The sequence below is a fragment of the Microcoleus sp. S13_B4 genome (genome assembly GCF_036700885.1).
In the GTDB taxonomy this organism is placed as follows: Bacteria; Cyanobacteriota; Cyanobacteriia; order Cyanobacteriales; family Microcoleaceae; genus Microcoleus.
Genome location: NZ_JAUBPU010000018.1, coordinates 43,970 through 64,848, shown reverse-complemented (window position 1 = coordinate 64,848; position 20,879 = coordinate 43,970). Strand labels below are relative to the sequence as shown.

Here is a 20,879-nt window from a genome sequence, read left to right as displayed (position 1 = left end):
TTGGGGGAGTCTTTGGAAGGCTCGGTGATGGCATCTCTAGAAATAGTATTGTAAAACTTCGTTGAGTTTCTAAGCAATTATAAACAATTTATAAGCACTTATAAATAATAATGGTATCATATCGCTATGAGTGTTGAACAAGGAATACGCACAGCCCAAAGAACGGAAGTCTCAAATGCAACTAACAGAGAGGCACATCATTAAATCAACGGAACACCGTTTCGCCAAAATTGATGAACTAGCTTTCAAGTCAAAAAACCTCTACAATGCCGCCAATTACGTCATTCGTCAGAGTTTTATTTATGGATGGGGTTATGTCAATTACAACGAAATGAATCGTTTGATGAAGTCTCACGAAGCATATAAGGCTTTGCCTGCCAAGGTCAGTCAACAAATCTTGATGGTTTTAGACAAAAATTGGAAATCGTTTTTTGAGACTGTTAAAGCTTACAAAGTCGATCATTCCAAATTCACAGGTCGCCCAAAACTACCAAAGTACAAAGATAAGCTCAAAGGGCGAAACCTTGTCATCTACACGATTCAAGCAATTAGTAGTAAACAGTTGAAGAAGGGGATTGTCAAGCTTTCTGGTACTGACTTTTTAATTAAAACTAAAGTCAATCCTGACCAGATGTGCCAAGTTAGAGTGGTTCCGAAATGTGATTCCTATGTAATTGAGGTAATTTATGATGAACCGGAGTCCACCATCGACAATGCCAACTCTGTAGCTAGTATTGATTTAGGATTGGATAATTTAGTGGCGTTAACTTCAAATCAACCGGGATTTATCCCTTTGTTGATTAACGGGCGACCATTGAAATCGATCAACCAGTTCTACAACAAGCGAAAATCACGATTACAATCCCAGTTAAAAGGGAACCGCAAAATATCACCCCGAATGCAGCGCTTAACTCGCTGTCGCAATCAGAAAGTTGACAATTACTTACATCATGCTAGCCGTCTAATTATTAACCTTTTGCTCACCAAGCACATTGGGACGCTAGTAATTGGCAAGAACGCGCAGTGGAAAACAGAAATTGATCTAGGGAAGCAAACCAACCAAAACTTTGTTAGTATTCCTCACTCTCGATTGATTGAGATGTTGGAATACAAAGCTCGGTTGGTAGGAATCGATGTAATTGTACAGGAAGAATCTTACACATCTCGCGCAAATTTTTTGGGTTTAGATTCAATCCCTGTCTACGGAAAAACAGAAAAAGATCCTGTGTTTACTGGTAAACGAATCAAGCGAGGTTTGTACAAAACATCGACTGGTCGGTTAATTAATTCTGACGTGAATGCAGCGTATAACATTCTCAGAAAAGCAATCCCAAATGCGTTCAGCAATGGGATAGGGAGCTGCGTAGTTCAGCCGAGGCGGGTCGATCCGCTCAAAGTGAAAGGGAAGGGGGAGGGACTTGAAGCCTCCCATGTCATGCAATAAATGACTATACTTTTACCAGCTATTGTAGGTTAAAGGATTTGTTCGCATCTGCTTTTGGTCGATCGCTCAAACATTGAATTTAGGCAAAACTTTCAACTATTTTTCGAGGATTACCACGAAATCCTCAATCATCACATCAAAAGTTCGAGCCAGCTTGTGGACTGCTGCAAAGTCAACCATTGCCATCCCCTGAGAACGAGCATAATTGCTAATCGTACTGTAGCCCACGCCCGATCGCTCCGCAACTTCCTTGAGCGTCCATCCCTTCTCGGCAGCCAACTCTCGAACCCGCAATCTGACTAAGCCTTTGCTCATATTCACTATTTACAAAATTTTGGATTTAGTATAATATATCAAAAAGCGATCGCCCCCGGTCTGCAAACTAAAGACGATCGCCAGTTAAAATTAATCCCGACAGATAATTTCTGTCGATCGCACTTAGCAGAGATAGATTTAGCTACCACCACCAGATGCAACTACAATGATATCAGAAAATCAGCTAAGATCGTCAACGATCGGCGCATCAAAAATTATTCACAAATCGTCGATCGTCAATCCGCGATCGAGATTTGTCACCGAAGAAACAGTAGCACTCCTGTTCAACATATCACCCGAACAGATATACCGGATCGAATGCTGCCACAACGTGGTGTACGTTCATGCCAAAGGCCTCAGTCGATTTGTCAGCTACGCCGATTTCCCCCCTATCTTAGAAGTAAAACCGCCCTGTGCTCAAGATTTTGTCGCCTGGTACAAACGCTGGAAACGGACACAAGCACCAGAATTTTGGACTAAATTCTATACGTACAACTTCAAAACTGCTGTTTCAGTTGACAGCTTGCTTGAGTGGGGTAAATTAGTCGCTACAGTTAAATCGGTAATTTCTGCCTCAGCGCTGCAACAGCTACGAGATGTTTACGCTCAAGAAAAAACATTGATGGAACATTTTTAAACCACGCCGGAGGGATAAACCCGCGATTGTTCGTCGCCAGCAAATATAAGGTGTTTTTCGGCGCATCCTACGGCTTAGAAATGCTCGTTTGTAAGGTGCGCTGCGGCGCACCCTACGAGATAGAGGTTCTGATCAAAACTCTTCTTTACCTTCCAATCCCCACATATTGGAAACCAGCGGCTTCTAAAGCCTTCTTGTCTAAGAAATTGCGGCCATCAATCATCACCGGATGATTCATCAACTTCGCCATTTTCTCGTAATCTAAATTGCGAAACTGTTCCCAGTCAGTCACCAGCACCAAAGCATCGCAACCATCAGCCAGTCTTTCCGGATCAGTTTCTACCAAAACTCCCGACAAACCGTGACGCATTCCAGTTTGAGAAACAATCGGATCGTAAGCTTTAACTTTCGCTCCCAATCGGTTCAAACTCTCGATTAAATTCAGCGCCGGAGCATCTCGCAAATCGTCAGTATCCGGCTTGAAAGTCAAACCCAAAAGTCCGACTGTTTTACCTTTGAGAATCTTCAAGACTTGTTGCAACTTTTCAATAGCAATCAACCGCTGGCGTTCGTTAACTTCCACCGCCGCTTTCAGCAAATGCGCTTCGTAGCCGTAATCCTCAGCAGTGTGAACTAAAGCCGAGACATCTTTCGGGAAACAAGAACCGCCCCAACCAATGCCAGCTTGCAGAAACTTGCTACCAATCCGCGAATCTAAACCGATACCTTTCGATATTTGGGTAATATCTGCACCGACGCGATCGCAAATGTTAGCAACTTCATTAATAAAGCTAATCTTCGTAGCCAAAAAAGCATTAGCTGCGTACTTAATCATCTCCGCTGAACTGATATCGGTCATTACCACAGGCACCTCGGGCAAAGACGGATTTTCTGCAAACTTGCGATCGACAATCGGCCGGTATAACTGTAGCATCATATCCATAGCCCGCCGAGAGTTGCTGCCGAGAACAATGCGATCGGGATTAAAAGTATCGAAAACAGCACAGCCCTCCCGCAAAAACTCCGGGTTGCTAACCACATCAAATACCACACCTTTTTTTGCTGCTACTTCCTCACCAGTAGCCCCGTCACCGCTTTGAGGTTTTTGACGTTCTGCTAAACCGTCGAGTACAATTCTTCGCACCCAATCTCCCGAGCCGATGGGCACCGTTGACTTGTTTACGATTACTTTGTAATCGCCGTCGAGGTGAGCGCCAATCCCACGAGCAACCGCTTCCACGTAGCGAGTATCGCTTTCCCCAGTAGGCAAAGGAGGCGTCCCCACGGCAATAAACAAAATGTCCCCGTGAGCCACTCCTGCTGCTAAATCCGAAGTAAATTCTAGATTGCCCGATGCAGATGCAGAGGACATTAATTCTGACAGTCCGGGTTCAAAAATAGGCGACTGTCCAGACTTCATTAATTTAACTTTTTCTTCGTTATTGTCTACGCAAATCACGTGGTGGCCGATGTGGGCCAAACAAGTGCCAGTGACTAAGCCAACATATCCTGTACCGATGACGCAAACCTGCATACAAATGTCCTCAAAGTTAGTAAAAAAATCAGATGGCAATCGGGAATTGCGAATTGAGAATTGGAAATAAGGAAGATTTTTCCCCTCCCCTACTCTCCCCCTCTCCCAGTCTCTACTTTTGGTTTCCCTCGATGCGATCGCGAAAATCCTTTATAGTCAACTCTAAACCTTGATCCAGCGGCACAGTTGGCTCCCACCCCAACCAATTTTTAGCACGAGTAATATCCGGTTGTCGCTGTTTTGGATCGTCTTCCGGCAGCGGCTTAAAGATAATTTCTGCCCCAGGATTAATCGTGTTTTGAATTTTTTGGGCCAGTTCCAATATAGTGTATTCGCCTGGATTACCCAAATTCATCGGCCCGATTTGGTCGCTATTCATCAAACGAATAAATCCTTCCACCAAATCAGAAACGTAGCAAAAACTCCGGGTTTGGGAACCGTCGCCATAGACTGTCAGCGGTTGATTCCGCAAAGCTTGAGCAATAAAATTGCTCACTACTCTGCCGTCATTTTCCAACATCCGGGGGCCGTAGGTATTGAAGATTCGTACAACTCGAATGTCTACTCCATTTTGCCGATGGTAATCAAAAGATAAGGTTTCAGCTACTCGTTTGCCTTCGTCATAACAACTGCGAATTCCTATACAATTAACGTTGCCGCGATAATCTTCTGTTTGTGGATGTACGTCAGGATCTCCGTACACTTCGGAAGTGGAGGCGAGAAAGAATCTTGCTTTTACCCGTTTTGCCAATCCCAACATATTCATCGTGCCGATGACATTTGTTTTAAGGGTCTTGACAGGGTTGTACTGATAGTGTATGGGGGAAGCGGGACAGGCCAGATGGTAAATCTGATCTACCTCCAACCGAATCGGTTCCGTGATGTCGTGGCGGATCAGCTCAAAATATGGGTTGTCCAGCCATTTGAGGATATTGCGTTTAGTCCCGGTGTAAAAGTTATCCAGGCAGACTACCTCGTGTCCTTGGGCCATTAAGCGATCGATTAGGTGGGAACCGAGGAAACCCGCACCGCCTGTGACTAAAATTCTCATTGTGGAAACTGCCGTTCTGTTTAGGGGTAGGACTGGGGTACAAAAATTCAGTCGCTAGAATGAAACTTTCTAATAGAATAACAAAATTGCGATCGACAATGTAAACACTTATGTGTCACTTTTATAAAATCTTTAATTAACTTAGCATTTTTCAAGAGTTTGAACGAAGTGCTATAATTCCTAAATCTTCGCTAGCAATTTTTATTTAAGTTTCACTATTCAGAAAAAATACTGTTGACAATACTTCTGTTATTTGTTACTGGTTATTAGTTACTTGATGACTTCGGTTTGAAGTTGGGCGATGCCCTACGGGATAGCTGGGCTTCACGGGCTTGTTGGAAAAAACAAGGGTCGATTTATCTCAAAAGCAATATGAGAGAAGTTATCTCGATTTCGCGAAGAGAATGTCCGCCACTTTCAACCCTGGGTTGCACCCGTTCAATTGGGATTTCGGGAGATTGCAGCCAGAACTAAATTAGGTTGATTGTGTAGCCTTTAGTTTGACAGTTTCTCAAGAATCGAGCAAAGTTACGATCGGCTAAAGTTGTCTCGAAGGCGGAATCGATGCCAGAGTCTGATAAAGTTCGCAGTCTTTGTATCATTAAGCGTCCTGCGAGGATGGCGACTGACTCTGGATTGAATTGGGACATCCCGGCGGCGATCGCATCTGCATTGACATATTTAAAACATTCTCCCAATAAAAATTTGGTAATAATCTCAGGAAAACTGTAGTTTTACTTGAACCGTTAGGGCCGCCAATAATGTAAATATTTGGCCTAATAGTAATATTAATTTTATAGCTTGTTTCTTAGTCCCCCTCTGCTGGGACGAGAGTTTGTGTAGGATTGGTTTCAAGCGCCGAATACTCAAAGGGATAACTAACTATTCCTTCCCTCCCAATGATGATATCTCAACCCAGCGGCGGAATAGTTCGACAGTAATACAGTAGCAACCATCAATTTCTCGAACCACATCGTGGCGTTCGAGAGTTTTTAGTGCTTCCTGCAAACTTGTCTCATCCATCCCTGTTTCTTGACTCAGCCTGTCGAGATTTATTCCTTCTAAGTGAGGTGCTAAGGCTTTTAAAATGTCCTGTTGTCCCGATGCGCCTTGCGTTGCTTGACCCCAAACTCCTGTAAAATAGTAGCGACCTCTGCTGAAGAATTCCGGGTCATTGATGACTGTTGCTACGTCTTCTAGTGTAAACATTGGATCGCGGGGGCGTCCGATTTCAAATACTTGGTCGTTGTAGAGGCGGACTAACAGAAATCCTACCAATTGCGTGAGGTAGGGTTGGCCATGAGTTAGTTCATAAATGCGATCGAGTGCTTCTGGTTTGTAGTCGAGGAGAAAATCATCATCGGGATTGGCTAAAACTTGGCGAGTTGCACCTAGACTCAGGAAACCTACTCGGATAGGGATAATGCTAGCAAAAAAAGGATTGAAATAATCCTGGGTCATTTCATCCAAGGTGTGCAATCCGGCAAAAGCAAAGGCTACTTTAGAACTCATTTGCACCATCCCTCGCAAAAAACCGATAAAATCTTGATTGATGTTCCCAGTGTCTATCAATTCTTCAATTTTTTCAAACTCGTCTAAAGCAATGATTAATCCACTTTCTACATTTGCTATTACTTGTTCGATGTAGCGTCCAAAAGTGAGATAGGGTAAATCGAGTAAATCGCGATCGGCAGGAGGTGCAATCTTGACTGTTTTGGCAATGGCATCGGTAATGAATATTAGCAGTTCGCCGACTCCTTGAGAGCAATCTCCTACCCGCAGCAAATTCACATAAGCTACCTGTACTTGTGAGCCTAAGCAGTTGCTAGCATTCAACAAAATCGAAGTTTTTCCCATCCGCCGATGACCGTAGAGAGCCACAGATTGAAGCTGATTTCCCTTTACCCACAACTCCTCTAGCTGTCTGATGATGTCTTCGCGGCCCACAAAAAGATTGCCTTGGACTGGATCGCCAATTATATAGGGGATAGTAACAGGTTGAGTAATCGAAATATCTCCGATTTTTCCGGTCACTTGCAGTAATATTTGTTGCAATTTTTGGGCAGTTTTAATAATTAAATTTCGTTCACATTGTGGTATAATATCTGGACTATCGAGGAGAGTTTCAAGCTCACCTAATGCTCGGTTGAGGGCAAGGGAACGGGCAGAACGAGATAGGCTATTCTGGACGACTTGAACATCGGCAATTACCCGCCGTAGAGAGGCAATTGCTTCCCAAGTAGTCCCACGAAGCAGAGGTGGATTTGGGGAAGCAGGCAGCTTCAGGGAAGCAATCTCGGCTAGTTCTGCTGTTTGGTGAAAATCTGTGAGAATCTGCGCTAAGGTAAACATCTCGTCTCCATAAACCAGATCTCGCACTACAGCGAAAGCTTCTGTGGCTTTGTCTGGTTTTTGCTCGTGGAGATACCAAAAACCAGCGGCAGAGGCACGGGCAGGAGTATTTAAACGAATTTCTGTTTGAAAACGAGCTTGAATTTGCTGTCGCCAAGGTAGGATGAAAAAAGCTTCTACTGCTTGTGACTTCATTACTTGACTTAAAGAAGCTGAGGCAAAACGCACCAACTTCCAATCATAAAGATCTTCTGATAATTGAGCGACGCGATAGATAAGTTGTTCTTTTGGTGTTTCTGCCAGTACACGATTTACAGCTTTAACAACAGGGATAAACTGAAGGGTAAATCGTAGTAATTGGTTAATGTTGTGCAATCCTGTTTCCCAATCCCGCCTCAGCCAATTAGCTATTTGAGAAGACAGGTAGGGAAGAGGAAGTGGGGTAATGTGAGGAAATTGTCTATTTAGCTGTTGACGCTGGAGTAAGGTAAACGGTACAGCGAAAAGCCAATTTTCAGGACGTGCGAACCCCACGCCGAACGCCACGCCGAACGCCACGCCCCACGCCACGCCCCACGCCACGCCCCACGCCACGCCCCACGCCACGCCCCACGCCACGCCCCACGCCACGCCCAACGCCACGCCCAACGCCACGCCCAACGCCACGCCCAACGCCACGCCGAACGCCACGCCGAACGCCACGCCGAACCAATCGATAGAAATGCCTATTTCCTCGAAAAATCTACTCAAGCCTACGGGGATAACAATGATTAACATCAAGGCTTGTAGAATTAACTGACGCTGGACTGAATTGTGACGCAACCAATCCCACTTTTCTCGCCAGGTTTTGGCGTCTTGTAAATTAGATTCACCCCCAAAAGTAGACTCATACCACCCCACAGCTTGAGGAAAGAAAAACACCCAATATAACAATCGCAGGTAATCTAAAGGATTCCACAAAGAAAGAGGGCGCTTCAGTTTGGGAGCTAAATCTAACCGAGGAACAGGGCGATCGTTTTGACTCATAAATAGGTGGGAATGAATAAACAGGACTTACGCACGGGTGGTGAGAAACCGGGTTTTTTACCGAATCTGCGATTCTCTAACGAAATATTTTCGTAAAAAACCCGGTTTCTGGGCCCCCATGTGTAAGTCCTAGTTGATATAACGAGCATAAGTTTGATAGCACAACTGCATCAATTTCTGAGGATAGCCGCCACTTTCAGCAATTAACCCCGCAATTTCTTCCTCAGTAAAATGCACTTGCTGAGCAACAGGTGTTAACCAGGAAGCCTGGAGGCGACTAGCAATAAATTCGCGGCAGATTTTTTCATCCCATTGCTTCAGAGTTTCCTCAATACAAATCCCTTTAAAAGGAGATGTCATATTTTTGTCTTGACTGTCAGGAAACAGTGTATCCAGAGAGGTGCAGGCGGCGACAACTAGACGCAAAGGTGCGTTATTTCCCTCCGCCAAACCCCTCAATTGGCCGCGTACTTGGTTAGTAAATCCATCCCAGGTCATTTTCTCGACTTCATCTAAAAGCAACAGCAATCGGTGCGATTCTAAAGCCCGTTGTAGTAAATATCCCTTTGCTGTCTCGATACTCACTAAGCTGCACAAAGCACCATAAAAGTCATCTTCATCGCGAACATTTTGCAAATTCAGGTAAATGGGTTGGCGGGGAGAATGGAGTTGATTAGGTGCTTGTTGGTAAATGGCTTGTAGGAGAGAACTTTTGCCGATCGCTCTTTCGCCAATGATTGCTACGCTACTGCCACTATTGAGCGTCTCGAATACCCGCCGAATTTCCCTTTCTCTGCCAAAGAAAAATTTCGTATCGTCTATCTTGCCATGCTGGGGAATAAAGGGATTATTGTGGTTGATATTTAGCGGGTCTAATTCTGCTATTGGATTGTCATTTGGTAATGATTTTTGGGGCGATGGCGTTCCATTGGGTTCTCGAATTTCCTCCCAATCCAATCCTAAAGCCTTGCAAATTCCAACAAATAACTGGGACTTGACATCCTTACAGGTGAAAAAATTATTAACTGTACCAAGACTGATGCCTGTCTGTGACTTTTTGCCCTCCCCTATCACAACACGATCAGCTAAGTCTTGGCGACTCCAGCCTTTGTCTGTGAGAGCTGTTTTTGCTTTTTCGATTCCTGCCTGGGATGCTTTGAGCGTTGGTTGTGGCATAGCCAAATTACAAACCTTTTAAGTATTATAGCGAGCGATCGCCAACCAAACGCATCCTAAACGCATACCAAACTCATACTAACTGAAACCTATACACAGGCTGACTTTCAAGCTTTTACTCTTTAAGATTAAAACATATCCAATAAGAAAGTAGCAATTATGAAAGCTAAACCAAATATGACACCTGCTAAACCCAAATCTACTAAAATGACTCGTAAAAACACTCCTCCTCAATCTCCCTCTCGTTTCCAGTACGTCTTCGCCACTGTTATCTTTTTTACCTCACTTTCTGGAGGCGTGTCTTTCTGGATTAGTACCGAAGATCGGCCATCTCCCCAACAAGTTCGCATTTTTGAGACTTGCAATAGCACTTGGAATATGGGTGTGGGTGCGATTTTCGGACTTTTAGGTAGTAAGGTAGTTCAAGATGATGATGATGATGATAATGAGTAATCTCTGATAGTTTATTTGCAAAAAGGCGATCGCCCTTAATCTCCAAAAGTGCGATCGCTCTTTCAAAAACCCTAACTCCTGCTCAGACAGTTGACGTGCGACACTCAGAGTATCGTCACAGCCACAAACAGAATGCAAACCATTACCATCACAATTCCAGACGATCGCCTGCAGAAGCTCCAAGAAACCGCCAATATCCTCGGCATTTCCCTAGAAGCATTACTGCTTGCGGGTGCTGAAAACTTGCTCGCACCACCAGAAACATTGTTCCAAAATGCTATGGAATACGTCCTCAAAAAGAATGCTGAACTTTACCAAAAGCTCGCGTGATGCGCTATCTAACTTTAACAGAAATCTTATAAATTTATCGGCGCATTATCGAGCAGTCTGGCTGCGCTGTCATATTGTTCCTAATTCTATTTGAGAAATTCGGGTTCTGAAAACTAAACTGTATTATGCCACAGTACGATCGCCCTTAATCTCTCAAAGTGGGCGCGAGCGTAGCTATCCCGTAGGGAATCGCCCTTAATCTCACTTTCCTTAATTACAAAACAAACTCGGCTCTACATGAAAAAAACTCCCCAGAATCAATGCCAACTCTTTACCAATATCTTGATCGCCATTAACCACTTCATACACTCTTTTTTCAGAGCCAATAACTCCCACCAAGTCAGCAGGTTGTAACTCTCTTTGTTCCATCAAAAACAGTAGTATTGAATGAGGCGTTGCTGTAGTTCCTGGTGCGTAATATTCCTGCTCAAATTTTTCAATCAATGCAATCAGCAATTCATATAACTCATTTTCTTCAGGAGTGCGATCGCGCTGGTGCATTAACTCTTCCACAATAGCCAGAGCCTTTTCATTATCCGCTTCAGTTCTAATTATTTTCGGCTGATACTGAGACAATAACTCTTTGTATTTATCTGGATTAAAAGTAAGGGTCATTTTTCCATTTCTCCTTATCATACTCAGCATGGGTGAGAATATATTTGATATAAATTAATTGGCTTTCATAATCAATACTAACGATTAATCGATAATTATTACCTTTGATATTAAAAACTGTAAACCCCCCAACTGCTTCGGCTTTAGGAAAAACAGATTGTACCTCAATTAAATTAGACCATTTAGCCTTGCTAGCAATTTTAAACCAGTTATCCAAAGCTTCCCCGCAATCAGCATGAGTTTCGCTATATTCACGCACCCGTTTGTAGCTGATTATGTGCATCTACTATACGCAATTTAAACTAAGTTTTAGTTTAGCTCAACCAATTTCTTTGGTCAAGAGCGATCGCCCTTAATCTGCAAAAGGTAGAATAGGCAGGAAAGCCTGTTCCTAGAACCCCATTTGTGGAACAGACCGGAAAGCCTGTTCCTAGAAGCGACAAGAAGACTGACTCTTTGTGGAACAGGCAAGATGCCTGTTCCTAACAAAAGGCCACACAGATTACGAATCTCGATCGAGCTTCAGCACAGCCATAAAAGCCTCCTGCGGCACATCCACAGTACCCACAGACTTCATCCGCTTCTTACCCTTCGCCTGCTTTTGCAGCAACTTCTTCTTCCGCGAAATATCACCGCCGTAACACTTCGCCAACACATCCTTCCGCAAAGCCGGAATGTGCTCCGAAGCAATCACCTTGGCGCCAATTGTCGCTTGAATGGGAACCTTAAATTGATGACGAGGAATCAACTCCTTGAGTTTTTCCGTCAACCCGCGGCCCACATTGTAAGCCTTATCCCGGTGTACGATCATCGCCAAAGCGTCAACCGGATCGCCATTAATTAAAATGTCCATTTTCACCAACGGATTTTCGCGATAACCGATGAGGTGATACTCCATGCTCGCATAACCGCGCGATCGCGATTTCATCTGGTCGAAAAAGTCCGTCACCACCTCCGCCAAAGGCAACTCGTAAACCAGCGTAGTTCGGCCTTGACTCAGATACTTCATATCCATAAAAATGCCCCGCCGACTTTGAGACAGTTCCATCAGCGCGCCCACATAAGTTTCCGGCGACAGCATTTCTACCCGCACGTAAGGTTCCTCAATTTTCTCCCGGTACTGAGGATCTGGCAAGTGGCTGGGATTGTCAATTGTTAACACTTCGCCTTTAATTGTTGTGACTTGATAAACCACAGAAGGAGCCGTAACAATCAAATCCAAATTGTATTCTCTCTCCAGTCTTTCTTGCACAATTTCCATGTGCAGCAAACCCAAGAAACCGCAGCGGAAACCAAATCCCATCGCACTCGAAGTTTCCGGTTCGTAAGAAAGCGCCGCATCGTTGAGTTCGAGTTTTTCTAAAGCTTCCCGCAAATCGGGAAATTGGTCAGCATCGATCGGGAACAAGCCGCAAAAAACCATGGGTTTTGCTTCTGTATAACCCGGCCAAGGCTCCGATGCAGGCTTTTTAACTAAAGTAATGGTATCGCCGACGCGAGCATCAGCTACAGCTTTAATTGCCGCGCCCAGATAACCAACTTCCCCCGCGTGCAATTCGTCTACTTGAATTTGAGTCGGTGAAAGGATGCCCAATTCATCGATGACATATTCCTTACCCGAAACCATCAACAAAACCCGATCGCCCTTTTTGACACTTCCGTCCATCACCCGGAAATACACAATTACCCCGCGATAAGCGTCGTAATAACTATCAAAAATTAGCGCCCTCAGCGGTTTGTCAACAGTATCCTGCGGCGGCGGCACCAATTCGACGATCGACTCCAAAATCTCATCTATACCAATTCCTTCCTTAGCCGAAGCCTCAATCGCCCCGCTACAGTCCAGACCGATAATTTCTTCAATTTCCCCTTTTACCCGTTCCGGTTCTGCCCCCGGCAAGTCAATTTTATTTAAAACTGGAATAATTTCCAAATTATTTCCCAAGGCAAGGTAGACATTTGCCAGGGTTTGTGCCTCCACGCCTTGAGATGCGTCTACCACCAGCAGCGCCCCTTCGCAAGCAGCGAGCGATCGCGACACCTCGTAAGAGAAGTCCACGTGTCCGGGAGTGTCGATCAGATTGAGCACGTACTCCTTACCGTCCTTGGCAGTGTAATTCATCCGAGCCGCTTGCAGCTTGATCGTAATGCCGCGTTCGCGTTCGATATCCATATTGTCTAAAAACTGCTCCTTCATCTCCCGTGCCTGCACAGTCCCAGTCGCCTGCAACAGCCGATCGGCCAAGGTGGATTTTCCGTGGTCGATGTGAGCAATAATCGAAAAATTACGAATGCGAGATACAGGGACGTTTGTCATAAAACCTATCGGCAAAAGATTGACTTTTGTTGTATTATAAAACTTCATTCAATTTACAATCATTTATACTCATTTAGAGACTTAAATAGAATTTAATTTTTTCTACGCTGTGGGTTGACAGATTAATTGTATTTATGCTATGTTAAACAGCCAACTCCAGCCAATACGCCCTCCTGGGAAAAAAGTTTTCTCTCTGTTATCGTACAAAAATCTGTTAAACGGTTAGGGAACAGCCGATCGCCACCATCCGCCCTCAAACCTCCAGCTCAGTCAGGTTGCTCTCAGGAGTGCGATCGCCAACTTAAAAATATTGGTTAGAAGTTACTGGCGCTTGACAACAAGCACATAATTTGGTCAAATGACGGAAGCGAGACGGTAAGGGTGTAAAAAATATAGGTTTTCATCCGTTGTGAATATCTACTAGGGGTAAGGCATCACTACCTTCAAAACACTTCCTTCAAAACAAAAAGGCGTAAATTCCTAGAAGGAATTGAAACTTAAGAATTAAAACTAGGATTTTTTAACTATGAGCGAATCACGTATACCATCCCACAGTTCGTCAGAAAAAGTGGAACTATCTATCCATATAGATTCTGAACTGCTAGACCAAATTAAACACTTGACGAATGACCCCAGCAAAGTCATTGAAACCGCAATCAAGCAGTGGCTCAGAGGCGAGCGCCGCGAAGACGAGCTGGCTCTGAGTTTACGCCGCAACCCCCCAGTCCCCCCTCGCGGCGAATGGAACGACTGAGTTTCTCTCGCCCCAGACGGTGCGCGCAAATCTGCAGGGTGTGAAATTTAGATCGCGCGGGCGATCTCCTGCTCATTTTGTGGCGAAAGCTACAGGTTGTGGGCGACTTAACTCGGCTAACTGACAACCTCGGAACTATTCAAGATGACGGAAAAAATGCCTGAGCCAGTCCCAGACTTGAGCTGTTGGCAGCCTCAGATTTTGACGTAATTTTCAAACTCGATCGTTAATCGGTGCAGATTCCTAATTCCTCAATCTTAATTTGAATTTCTTAATTACCCAAAACGGCTGAGAACGAATAGTTTTGAGTTTTGAATTGAGTTCAGAATTAAAGTATTAATATTTGATGAGTTCATTAATCACTCAAAAGTGAATAGTAGAAGCCTAAAATTTTTGCTAAGTGTGAGTTTTGAGCGATTAATGTTTTAATTAAAAAGCCAACAACTTTTTAATTAATTAATAACTCACCAATTAACACTAGAAGCCCCAAACAAGGGCGAGTCTTGAGCCTTTTATTAAAAACTCAATACTCCAAAATCAGAACTACTTTCATCCCCTACTCTGATGGACTCTAACACAGATTTCCGGCAATCGAGCCTCGCCTCTACAGCCTTTTTTCAAGAGTTAGGAGCAGAATTAGTATTTACCCAAGACGCCTCTGGTCGATATCTATCTTTTTATTGGCAAAAAGCCGAACAGTACAACGTTACAGCAGAACAAATTGTCGATCGCCCCCTCAGCGAAACCCTGGAACCCATCCCCCCTGCACCTTATCTCGATATCGTGCGACGATCGCTCGAAACCCTCGTTCCGCAACGGTTCAGCTATCCATTTGGCCACGCCGGACAATATTTTCTCTTCGATTTGACACTCACTCCGGCGATCGACTCAAACGGCAAAGCTACAAAAGTCTTAGTTATGGGAAGGCTGCTGTCTGACAAACCCACAGACAGACGGCCTGATTCCCCAGAATTCATGCTCTATCGAGCTTTGCCATCCCCCTTGGACGCCCGCCAACAAATGTCGCTTCCAGCTAGCCGTATCCCCCGTCGATCGCTCCCTCCCTACTCGGAAATCGACCGTAAAATAATCTCCCAAATCGCTCATAACCTGCATAAAACCCTCGATTTAGCCACCATTTGGCAGCAAACTGTTAACAGCTTGGGTCAAGTTTTAAACGCGAGTCGCTGCATCATCTGTTCCTACAAAAAAGACAGCGAAAATCTCGAAACATCCCCCTTCCTTGCCTCAGAAAATCAGCAAAATTCGACCGCCACAGCAGCCGAATTACAACAGCCCATAGTTAGCGATCCCTCGCCCCCAATTTCCCCCACTCAAATCGAAAATCTCCAATCGAAAATTTTTAAAGTAGTAGCTGAGTACCGCCAAGAAGCTTACTCTTCTATGCTGGGAGTAGAACTGCGCGCAGCCGAACAGCCAGGGTGGATTCAAACTTTAGCTACCTTAAAACCAGTAGCAGTCGATTACGCCTCCCCCGCCGCTGATCCCTTCCACCGCCATTCCGTGCTCGTAGCAGCTACCTCCTATGAAGACCAACCCAATGCACTGATATGTTTGCACCGCTGCGGCAGTTCCCCGAAATGGAGTCCAGTCGAACTCGAATTCGCCCGCGAGTTAGTCGCTCAAGTCGGCAGTGCGATCGCCCACGCTACACTTTACCAAGAATTAGAACAAGCCCGCGCCGAAGCCGTAGCTCTTTCCCAACTTAAAAGTCAATTTCTTGCTAATACTTCTCACGAACTCCGCACCCCCCTCAACGGCATCCTCGGCTTCCTAAAACTGCTTATGGACGGCATGGCAGATGACCCCGAAGAAGCGCACCAATTTATCGAAGAAGCTTACCGATCAGCAGTACATTTGTTCAATGTGATTAACGATATTTTGGATGTCGCTAAAATCGAAGCTGGCAAAATGGAGTTAGACCTCGCTCCCGTCAAACTCGGTGAACTGTTGCAACAAGTTGAGAATTTTACACGGGTTCAAGTCGAGCAAAAGCGATTGCAATTTCAAATCCAAAAACCCCCTGTGGAGGACGAGATTATTCTGTACGGCAACTACCAACGCCTGCTTCAGGTAATCTTGAACCTCACAGGCAATGCGATTAAATTTACCGGGGAAGGGGGAATTCGCATCAGTGCCGAAATTATTAAGAAAAAGGTGACTGTTGACAACCAGCAGTTCCCCGGAATGGTGAAAATCCGAGTTGCTGATACTGGCATTGGCGTTTCTCTCGACAAGCAGGATAAATTATTTGAGTCGTTTTTTCAGGTGGACGGCGCTCGTACCAGACAATACGGCGGCACCGGTTTGGGATTGGCTATTTCTCAAAAACTGGTAGAAGCAATGGGGGGTACAGTAAATTTTTACAGTATGGGCGAAGGGCTGGGAGCGACTGTTACTTTTACTGTCCCGCTTTATCAAGAACCACTATTTAAAAATTAATCATCGGTAATTGATCATCAGTAATTGGTCATCGGGACATTGAAGGAATCAGCAAAAATTAAGAAGCAAGAGGGAATCAGGAAGCCGAAAAAAAACTGCTAGATCGGTTCTCAACTTTCGTGAGGTAATCGCTAGCTTTCTTACCAATTACCAATTACCAAACTGTACCTTACTTACTTAAAAATTGCTATATTCTTGTATTAGTAAGTTCTGTTGCGTGAATAAAGGTCATCGATAATTGGTAATTATCCTATAAACACTGTTCGATCGCCCACTACCGTATCAATTTTGACTTTTATCGGTCGCCAAGCTGCCTCCTTGGGAGTTTTGGACTCATATTGATCACCCACGCCACTTCCGAATCCCCACCCAGAATTGGCATAAATCAAATCCGGGGGATGCGGATAACAGCTCATCTTTAATCTGTCGGCTGGCAGCCCACACCTCCTAGTAAACCCCCACAAACCGCCAACTTTACAAGAACTTAATGCCTACTTTTAGCACTGATTCAGCTTTCTAATCCCCTACTGTAAAGGATTTTTAAGAAAAAAGGACGCTCTCCCTTCTATGTGAAAATCATAAAGATCTTGTAAAGACACCGCAACTACTTAGTAATGTTTGACGACCTGTGGCAATATTTAAGTAGAATTACGTAATCCATAAGTCGCACAGCGGCAGGCTGGCAAATTCAGTAACTTCCTGCTCTGTTGCCGGAGTGGTAAACTTTTGCCAGTCTAGTAGAAAAAGGGTTGCTATGAATCAGCAAATATCAGCTCAATCGCAAAAGCTTTTACTCCAAATTGGCAGAAATATTCGTCGAACCTTGGATGTCCATACCATCTGGCAGCAAACAGTTAATACTCTGGGAGAAACACTAGGCGTCAGCCGCTGCATCATTTGTCCCTATGAAAGTTCTAGCCTACAAGTCAAAGTAGCTGCTGAATACTGCCAAGAAGCATTTTTACCAATGCTGGGAATGGAAATCTCGCTCACAGCAGCACCTCATTTCCTTCAAGCTCTAGCCACCCTCGAACCGGTAATAGTAGACTCCTTTGCAGCTAATGACCCTTTTGGTCCGCAGTCGCTGCTAGTGGTGGCTACCGCTTACCAAGAGCAACCTAACGGCATAATTAGCTTGCATCAGTGCAAGGATCGATCGTCGGGAAAGGGTAATGCCGATCGACCTTGGACTCAATCGCAGATCGAATTCGCACAAGAACTTGCCGAGCAAGTAGGAAGTGCGATCGCCCTCGCCACCCTCTACCAAGAGCGCAGCAAGCGAGTACAAGGACTATCCCAGCTCAAAAAGCAATTTTTGTTGAAGGCGTCCCACGAGCTCCGCACTCCCCTAAATCACATCATCGGCTATTTACAACTAACCATAGACGATCAAGCTGACGATCCGATAGAGGAGAGAGATTTTATCCAAGAAGCTCACCGTTCGGCTATCCACCTTTCTCAAGTAATTTCCAATATCTTAGATTACATTGAGTTAAGTGAAGCTTGCCAAACTCACGCAGAGTTAGCCACTTTCAGGACTCAGGATAAATCAGGGTCTAAGTAAACTTTATAGTGGCGTATTTAACAAGTCTAATATTTACCGTGCCAACAAGTTTTACCGGGAAAAAGCTGACACTTTATCGCTAGATTCCCTCACTAAATTCGGTAGCTGCTTCATCAATTATTTTTAGGGAATTATAGTTTTACAGACTACAGGATAGCAACTACTACACGTAGTAGCTCGGTGTATTTATCAGATTATGTCCGGTCGAACGACTCCCATCAAATAGGTTATTTGACCGGAAAATATTGCCAGCATAAGATTGCACTTTCGCACTTTTAATGCTTTTAACTTGTGCTTGATAGAATTACCCCCGGCCATTTTTTTTCGGAGTTTTTGGAGGGCTGACATAGCGCGCCCAAAAAGGTTCCTCCATATCTTTCATCGCTGCTAGTTTTTGGCGCTCTTCCTCTATGCGCTTGCGTTCTGAAAGATCAGAAAATATATTGATACTGCCGACAGTCTGACCGCCCGCATCTCGAACGCGTGCGGCAAACAGCCAAACATCGATCGAACTACCGTCTTTTTTCAACAAAGATATTTCTAAACCGTTTTGCGGTTTGCCATTAGACGCAGACTTTAGCAGCGCGTAAAAATCTTGCTTTTGACCTTCAGGAATATTCGGTAAAGGTTTCCCTAAAACCTCAGCCGCAGTCCAGCCAAAAAGTTGTTCGGCAGCGCGGTTCCAAACAACGGTATTGCCGTCATTGCTGGTACAGTTAATCGCCAGTGGCGCCGATGCTATCTGGGCTTGCAAAACTTGGTTAACGAGTTGCAGTTTCAATTCTACTTGCTTGCGATCGGTAATTTCCTGACAAGCGCCCCACAAACGGACAACCCGTTCAGCAGTTTTGTCCCACACCACTTGCCAGTAATCCCGCACCCAGCGCACCTCGCCTTTTTGATTAATAATGCGATACTCATTAGCTCCAGTGCGGCTGAAAGTACAGCCTTCTAATTGTTTAATTAACATTTCCCTGTCATCGGGATGAACGAGTTCGGAGTTCCACCAACCAAACGATTCTAATTCTTCAGGAACGATCCCGGTGCAACGCTCAAAAGCTTCTGTCGCCCACTCGCAGGCGAACTTGCCGTCGGGCATTCCCTTAAAAGAATAGGCAAAATCCGAAGTAATTTGCGACATAACTCTGTAGTGGACTTCCGACTCTCGGACTGCGATTTCAGCTTGCTTTCGTTCCCCTATTTCCCGCGAATTAATTATAATTCCCTGCACGCTAGAATCGTAAAGCAAACTGTTACCTATCGACTCCATATAGATCCAAGAACCATCAGCGTGGCGTTTCCGATATTCGATGGCCCCCCCAATTCCTGGAGATTCTAACAACTTACCAAAATACGTCTGCCAAGCCAGCAAATCGTCGGGATGGATTAACTCGCCGTGAAATTTGCCAATTCTTTCTTCTGGGTTGTAACCCAAAAGCCGCTGTAGGGCTCCGCTGTGGTATCGAACTCGCCCGTCCGAGCCAACAATGCTAATTAGATCGGGAGAATTACGCAGCATAGCTTGCAGTTTGGCTTCACTTTTAGTTAAGGCTTGATGATCCCTGCGATGCTGGCTGGTCTGTTTTTCCAACTGCTCCCGTAGTTGTCTAATTTGCCCTACTTGCTGGGCTACAGTTCGTTCCAAGAGGCGATTATTTTTTTCAATTTCAACCAACTTGGCGGCGTTATTTGTGGCGCTTTCAAACAAGCGGCTGCCTGCAATATCCTGTAGAGAATTTGATAAATTTTCCAAAATTTTTGTGAAAATTGCCTGTTGCGGGTGTGGCAATTCCCTAGCTTGTTCCTGCAATGTTTCTAAGTGTTTGTAGACAGTTTCTAGCATTTTATTAAGGGGGAATCTAATAGTTGCCTGCGGGTGAAGCCCCTAAAAAGCGGACACAAGTTTTTTCAACACAACCCATAACTAAGACTGGTGTCTGGCGATCGACCCATCGCGTTCTCAATAACCAGGGATTTTGGGACTTTATTTTCAAATCATAGCAACCGATAGAGAAAGTAAATTCTTGTTGTGCCCTAATTGCCAGCCCAGCACCACCCCCAAGAAGTGCTCGCCAGGAGTGCGGGTAACTCCCCTACCCAGTGAATGTGGGGCTTCTCGCGGTTAAGCTAAACTAGATGGGTGTCAAGAGAAAGAGGGATTTATGACAGAGCAAGCCAACGCTCGCGATTTGTTTCGCGCTGCTTACGAACACCGCTATACCTGGGATGCCAATTTTCCCGGTTACAGCGCCGATATTGAACTCAAACAGGGCGACGAAGTATATACGGGTCATGTTTCCATCAAACCTGACATGAGCGTGGAAGTCAGCGGCATTGAAGATGAGGAAGTGCAGCAAAGCGTCTACACCCAAATGCGCGATATTGTCACCCACCGCAAACGCTCGACATTTGAAAAATCTCACGGCAAAAATAGCTTTACCCTGGGTGAGAAAGACAGCACCGACGCTGTGGACATCTTGGTGCAAGGCGACTCAATGGGCTCGAATTATAAAATCCGAGGTCTCTCAATTTGTCAAGTCAGCCGAGTGATGGGCCGCATGGCTTTCGTAATTGACACGCACAAAAGCTTAGAGACACCCGAAGGTTCTTTGGCGAGCCACTACGATGCCGTTTTCCGCAACCCTCAAACCGACGAAATCATCAGAGAACTCGAATTTGAAGATACCTTTGAGAAGATAGGCGACTATTATGTCATGACCAAGCAAGTAGTTCGAGCCAAAGAAAAAGGTCAACTGACAACAACCGAGTTCAACTACTCCAACGTCAAACTGCTAGAACCAGCAGTAGTCTAGAGCGATCAAAAACCCGATTTCTTAAATAAAACGGG

The 20,879-nt window shown here is 44.8% G+C and carries 19 protein-coding genes; 8 read left to right on the top strand and 11 right to left on the bottom strand.

The genetic code is table 11. The annotated features are described in order from the left end of the window. Nucleotides 1-175: 175 nt before the first annotated feature. Nucleotides 176-1,444 (top strand): transposase, encoded by a 1,269-nt coding sequence (locus tag QT994_RS12905; protein ID WP_333175036.1) that lies wholly within the window; start codon nucleotides 176-178, stop codon nucleotides 1,442-1,444. 96 nt (nucleotides 1,445-1,540) lie between these two features. On the opposite strand, the gene QT994_RS12900 is transcribed toward QT994_RS12905, so the two are convergent. Then, a complete protein-coding gene (locus QT994_RS12900) occupies nucleotides 1,541-1,759 on the bottom strand; it encodes a helix-turn-helix domain-containing protein (protein ID WP_006632503.1) in 219 nt (72 codons plus the stop codon). A gap of 166 nt (nucleotides 1,760-1,925) precedes the next feature. Here QT994_RS12900 and QT994_RS12895 point away from each other — a divergent pair, with 166 nt between their 5' ends. After that, the gene (locus tag QT994_RS12895) at nucleotides 1,926-2,396 is read left to right on the top strand and encodes a hypothetical protein (protein WP_333175032.1); all 471 of its coding nucleotides are present in this window, start codon (nucleotides 1,926-1,928) and stop codon (nucleotides 2,394-2,396) included. A gap of 145 nt (nucleotides 2,397-2,541) precedes the next feature. Here the strand turns inward: QT994_RS12895 and QT994_RS12890 are convergent, their stop codons facing one another. From QT994_RS12890 to QT994_RS12870, 5 genes are all read right to left on the bottom strand, one after another. Further along, the gene (locus QT994_RS12890) at nucleotides 2,542-3,930 is read right to left on the bottom strand and encodes a UDP-glucose/GDP-mannose dehydrogenase family protein (RefSeq protein WP_333046177.1); all 1,389 of its coding nucleotides are present in this window, start codon (nucleotides 3,928-3,930) and stop codon (nucleotides 2,542-2,544) included. 112 nt (nucleotides 3,931-4,042) lie between these two features. After that, nucleotides 4,043-4,981: a UDP-glucuronic acid decarboxylase family protein gene (locus QT994_RS12885; protein ID WP_333046056.1), complete on the bottom strand. Its 939-nt coding sequence runs from the start codon at nucleotides 4,979-4,981 to the stop codon at nucleotides 4,043-4,045. Between the two features lie 470 nt (nucleotides 4,982-5,451). Next, a complete protein-coding gene (locus QT994_RS12880; protein WP_333175031.1) occupies nucleotides 5,452-5,679 on the bottom strand; it encodes a hypothetical protein in 228 nt (75 codons plus the stop codon). Nucleotides 5,680-5,863: 184 nt separating this feature from the next. Beyond that, nucleotides 5,864-8,359, bottom strand: coding sequence for a helix-turn-helix domain-containing protein (locus QT994_RS12875; protein WP_333175029.1), 2,496 nt, complete (start codon nucleotides 8,357-8,359; stop codon nucleotides 5,864-5,866). A gap of 129 nt (nucleotides 8,360-8,488) precedes the next feature. Next, nucleotides 8,489-9,535: an AAA family ATPase gene (locus tag QT994_RS12870; protein WP_333175027.1), complete on the bottom strand. Its 1,047-nt coding sequence runs from the start codon at nucleotides 9,533-9,535 to the stop codon at nucleotides 8,489-8,491. A gap of 159 nt (nucleotides 9,536-9,694) precedes the next feature. Here QT994_RS12870 and QT994_RS12865 point away from each other — a divergent pair, with 159 nt between their 5' ends. Both QT994_RS12865 and QT994_RS12860 read left to right on the top strand, forming a co-directional pair. Continuing rightward, complete coding sequence (locus tag QT994_RS12865) at nucleotides 9,695-9,988, top strand: hypothetical protein (RefSeq protein ID WP_333175025.1); 294 nt, start codon at nucleotides 9,695-9,697, stop codon at nucleotides 9,986-9,988. Between the two features lie 132 nt (nucleotides 9,989-10,120). After that, nucleotides 10,121-10,318, top strand: a complete 198-nt coding sequence (locus QT994_RS12860) for a DNA-binding protein (protein WP_333175023.1) — start codon at nucleotides 10,121-10,123, stop codon at nucleotides 10,316-10,318. A gap of 210 nt (nucleotides 10,319-10,528) precedes the next feature. Here the strand turns inward: QT994_RS12860 and QT994_RS12855 are convergent, their stop codons facing one another. The 3 genes from QT994_RS12855 to lepA form a co-directional block, all read right to left on the bottom strand. Further along, nucleotides 10,529-10,933 (bottom strand): transcriptional regulator, encoded by a 405-nt coding sequence (locus QT994_RS12855; RefSeq protein WP_333175022.1) that lies wholly within the window; start codon nucleotides 10,931-10,933, stop codon nucleotides 10,529-10,531. Further along, nucleotides 10,917-11,216, bottom strand: a complete 300-nt coding sequence (locus QT994_RS12850; protein WP_190738855.1) for a type II toxin-antitoxin system HigB family toxin — start codon at nucleotides 11,214-11,216, stop codon at nucleotides 10,917-10,919. The genes QT994_RS12855 and QT994_RS12850 overlap by 17 nt, the downstream gene beginning before the upstream one ends. Before the next feature lie 219 nt (nucleotides 11,217-11,435). Then, nucleotides 11,436-13,250, bottom strand: a complete 1,815-nt coding sequence (gene lepA, locus QT994_RS12845; protein ID WP_333175019.1) for a translation elongation factor 4 — start codon at nucleotides 13,248-13,250, stop codon at nucleotides 11,436-11,438. Between the two features lie 526 nt (nucleotides 13,251-13,776). Here lepA and QT994_RS12840 point away from each other — a divergent pair. Beyond that, nucleotides 13,777-14,004 (top strand): type II toxin-antitoxin system CcdA family antitoxin, encoded by a 228-nt coding sequence (locus tag QT994_RS12840; RefSeq protein ID WP_333046063.1) that lies wholly within the window; start codon nucleotides 13,777-13,779, stop codon nucleotides 14,002-14,004. Between the two features lie 564 nt (nucleotides 14,005-14,568). Further along, nucleotides 14,569-16,467: an ATP-binding protein gene (locus QT994_RS12835; protein ID WP_333175017.1), complete on the top strand. Its 1,899-nt coding sequence runs from the start codon at nucleotides 14,569-14,571 to the stop codon at nucleotides 16,465-16,467. Nucleotides 16,468-16,712: 245 nt separating this feature from the next. Here QT994_RS12835 and QT994_RS12830 read toward each other — a convergent pair whose 3' ends face one another. Then, nucleotides 16,713-16,883, bottom strand: coding sequence for a hypothetical protein (locus QT994_RS12830; RefSeq protein ID WP_333046065.1), 171 nt, complete (start codon nucleotides 16,881-16,883; stop codon nucleotides 16,713-16,715). A 338-nt stretch (nucleotides 16,884-17,221) separates the two neighbouring features. On the opposite strand from QT994_RS12830, the gene QT994_RS12825 reads away from it, so the two are divergent. Then, nucleotides 17,222-18,031 carry a GAF domain-containing protein gene (locus QT994_RS12825; RefSeq protein WP_333046067.1) on the top strand — a complete coding sequence of 270 codons (810 nt, stop codon included), beginning with the start codon at nucleotides 17,222-17,224 and terminating at the stop codon, nucleotides 18,029-18,031. A 304-nt stretch (nucleotides 18,032-18,335) separates the two neighbouring features. On the opposite strand, the gene QT994_RS12820 is transcribed toward QT994_RS12825, so the two are convergent. Continuing rightward, on the bottom strand, nucleotides 18,336-19,874 hold the full coding sequence (locus tag QT994_RS12820; protein ID WP_333046068.1) for a PAS domain S-box protein: 1,539 nt from the start codon (nucleotides 19,872-19,874) through the stop codon (nucleotides 18,336-18,338). Between the two features lie 319 nt (nucleotides 19,875-20,193). Here QT994_RS12820 and QT994_RS12815 point away from each other — a divergent pair, with 319 nt between their 5' ends. Beyond that, the gene (locus QT994_RS12815; RefSeq protein ID WP_333046069.1) at nucleotides 20,194-20,844 is read left to right on the top strand and encodes a DUF3386 domain-containing protein; all 651 of its coding nucleotides are present in this window, start codon (nucleotides 20,194-20,196) and stop codon (nucleotides 20,842-20,844) included. The last annotated feature ends 35 nt before the right edge of the window (nucleotides 20,845-20,879 follow it).

Bases quoted from the DNA above. Each gene is read 5' to 3' on its own strand.
- QT994_RS12905 (WP_333175036.1), top strand. From the start codon at position 176: ATGCAACTAACAGAGAGGCACATCATTAAATCAACGGAACACCGTTTC.
- QT994_RS12890 (WP_333046177.1), bottom strand. From the start codon at position 3,930: ATGCAGGTTTGCGTCATCGGTACAGGATATGTTGGCTTAGTCACTGGC.
- QT994_RS12885 (WP_333046056.1), bottom strand. From the start codon at position 4,981: ATGAGAATTTTAGTCACAGGCGGTGCGGGTTTCCTCGGTTCCCACCTA.
- QT994_RS12830 (WP_333046065.1), bottom strand. From the start codon at position 16,883: ATGAGCTGTTATCCGCATCCCCCGGATTTGATTTATGCCAATTCTGGG.
- QT994_RS12820 (WP_333046068.1), bottom strand. From the start codon at position 19,874: ATGCTAGAAACTGTCTACAAACACTTAGAAACATTGCAGGAACAAGCT.
- QT994_RS12815 (WP_333046069.1), top strand. From the start codon at position 20,194: ATGACAGAGCAAGCCAACGCTCGCGATTTGTTTCGCGCTGCTTACGAA.
- QT994_RS12900 (WP_006632503.1), bottom strand. From the start codon at position 1,759: ATGAGCAAAGGCTTAGTCAGATTGCGGGTTCGAGAGTTGGCTGCCGAG.
- QT994_RS12840 (WP_333046063.1), top strand. From the start codon at position 13,777: ATGAGCGAATCACGTATACCATCCCACAGTTCGTCAGAAAAAGTGGAA.
- QT994_RS12865 (WP_333175025.1), top strand. From the start codon at position 9,695: ATGAAAGCTAAACCAAATATGACACCTGCTAAACCCAAATCTACTAAA.
- lepA (WP_333175019.1), bottom strand. From the start codon at position 13,250: ATGACAAACGTCCCTGTATCTCGCATTCGTAATTTTTCGATTATTGCT.
- QT994_RS12835 (WP_333175017.1), top strand. From the start codon at position 14,569: ATGGACTCTAACACAGATTTCCGGCAATCGAGCCTCGCCTCTACAGCC.
- QT994_RS12850 (WP_190738855.1), bottom strand. From the start codon at position 11,216: ATGCACATAATCAGCTACAAACGGGTGCGTGAATATAGCGAAACTCAT.
- QT994_RS12855 (WP_333175022.1), bottom strand. From the start codon at position 10,933: ATGACCCTTACTTTTAATCCAGATAAATACAAAGAGTTATTGTCTCAG.
- QT994_RS12875 (WP_333175029.1), bottom strand. From the start codon at position 8,359: ATGAGTCAAAACGATCGCCCTGTTCCTCGGTTAGATTTAGCTCCCAAA.
- QT994_RS12870 (WP_333175027.1), bottom strand. From the start codon at position 9,535: ATGCCACAACCAACGCTCAAAGCATCCCAGGCAGGAATCGAAAAAGCA.
- QT994_RS12895 (WP_333175032.1), top strand. From the start codon at position 1,926: ATGATATCAGAAAATCAGCTAAGATCGTCAACGATCGGCGCATCAAAA.
- QT994_RS12825 (WP_333046067.1), top strand. From the start codon at position 17,222: ATGAATCAGCAAATATCAGCTCAATCGCAAAAGCTTTTACTCCAAATT.
- QT994_RS12860 (WP_333175023.1), top strand. From the start codon at position 10,121: ATGCAAACCATTACCATCACAATTCCAGACGATCGCCTGCAGAAGCTC.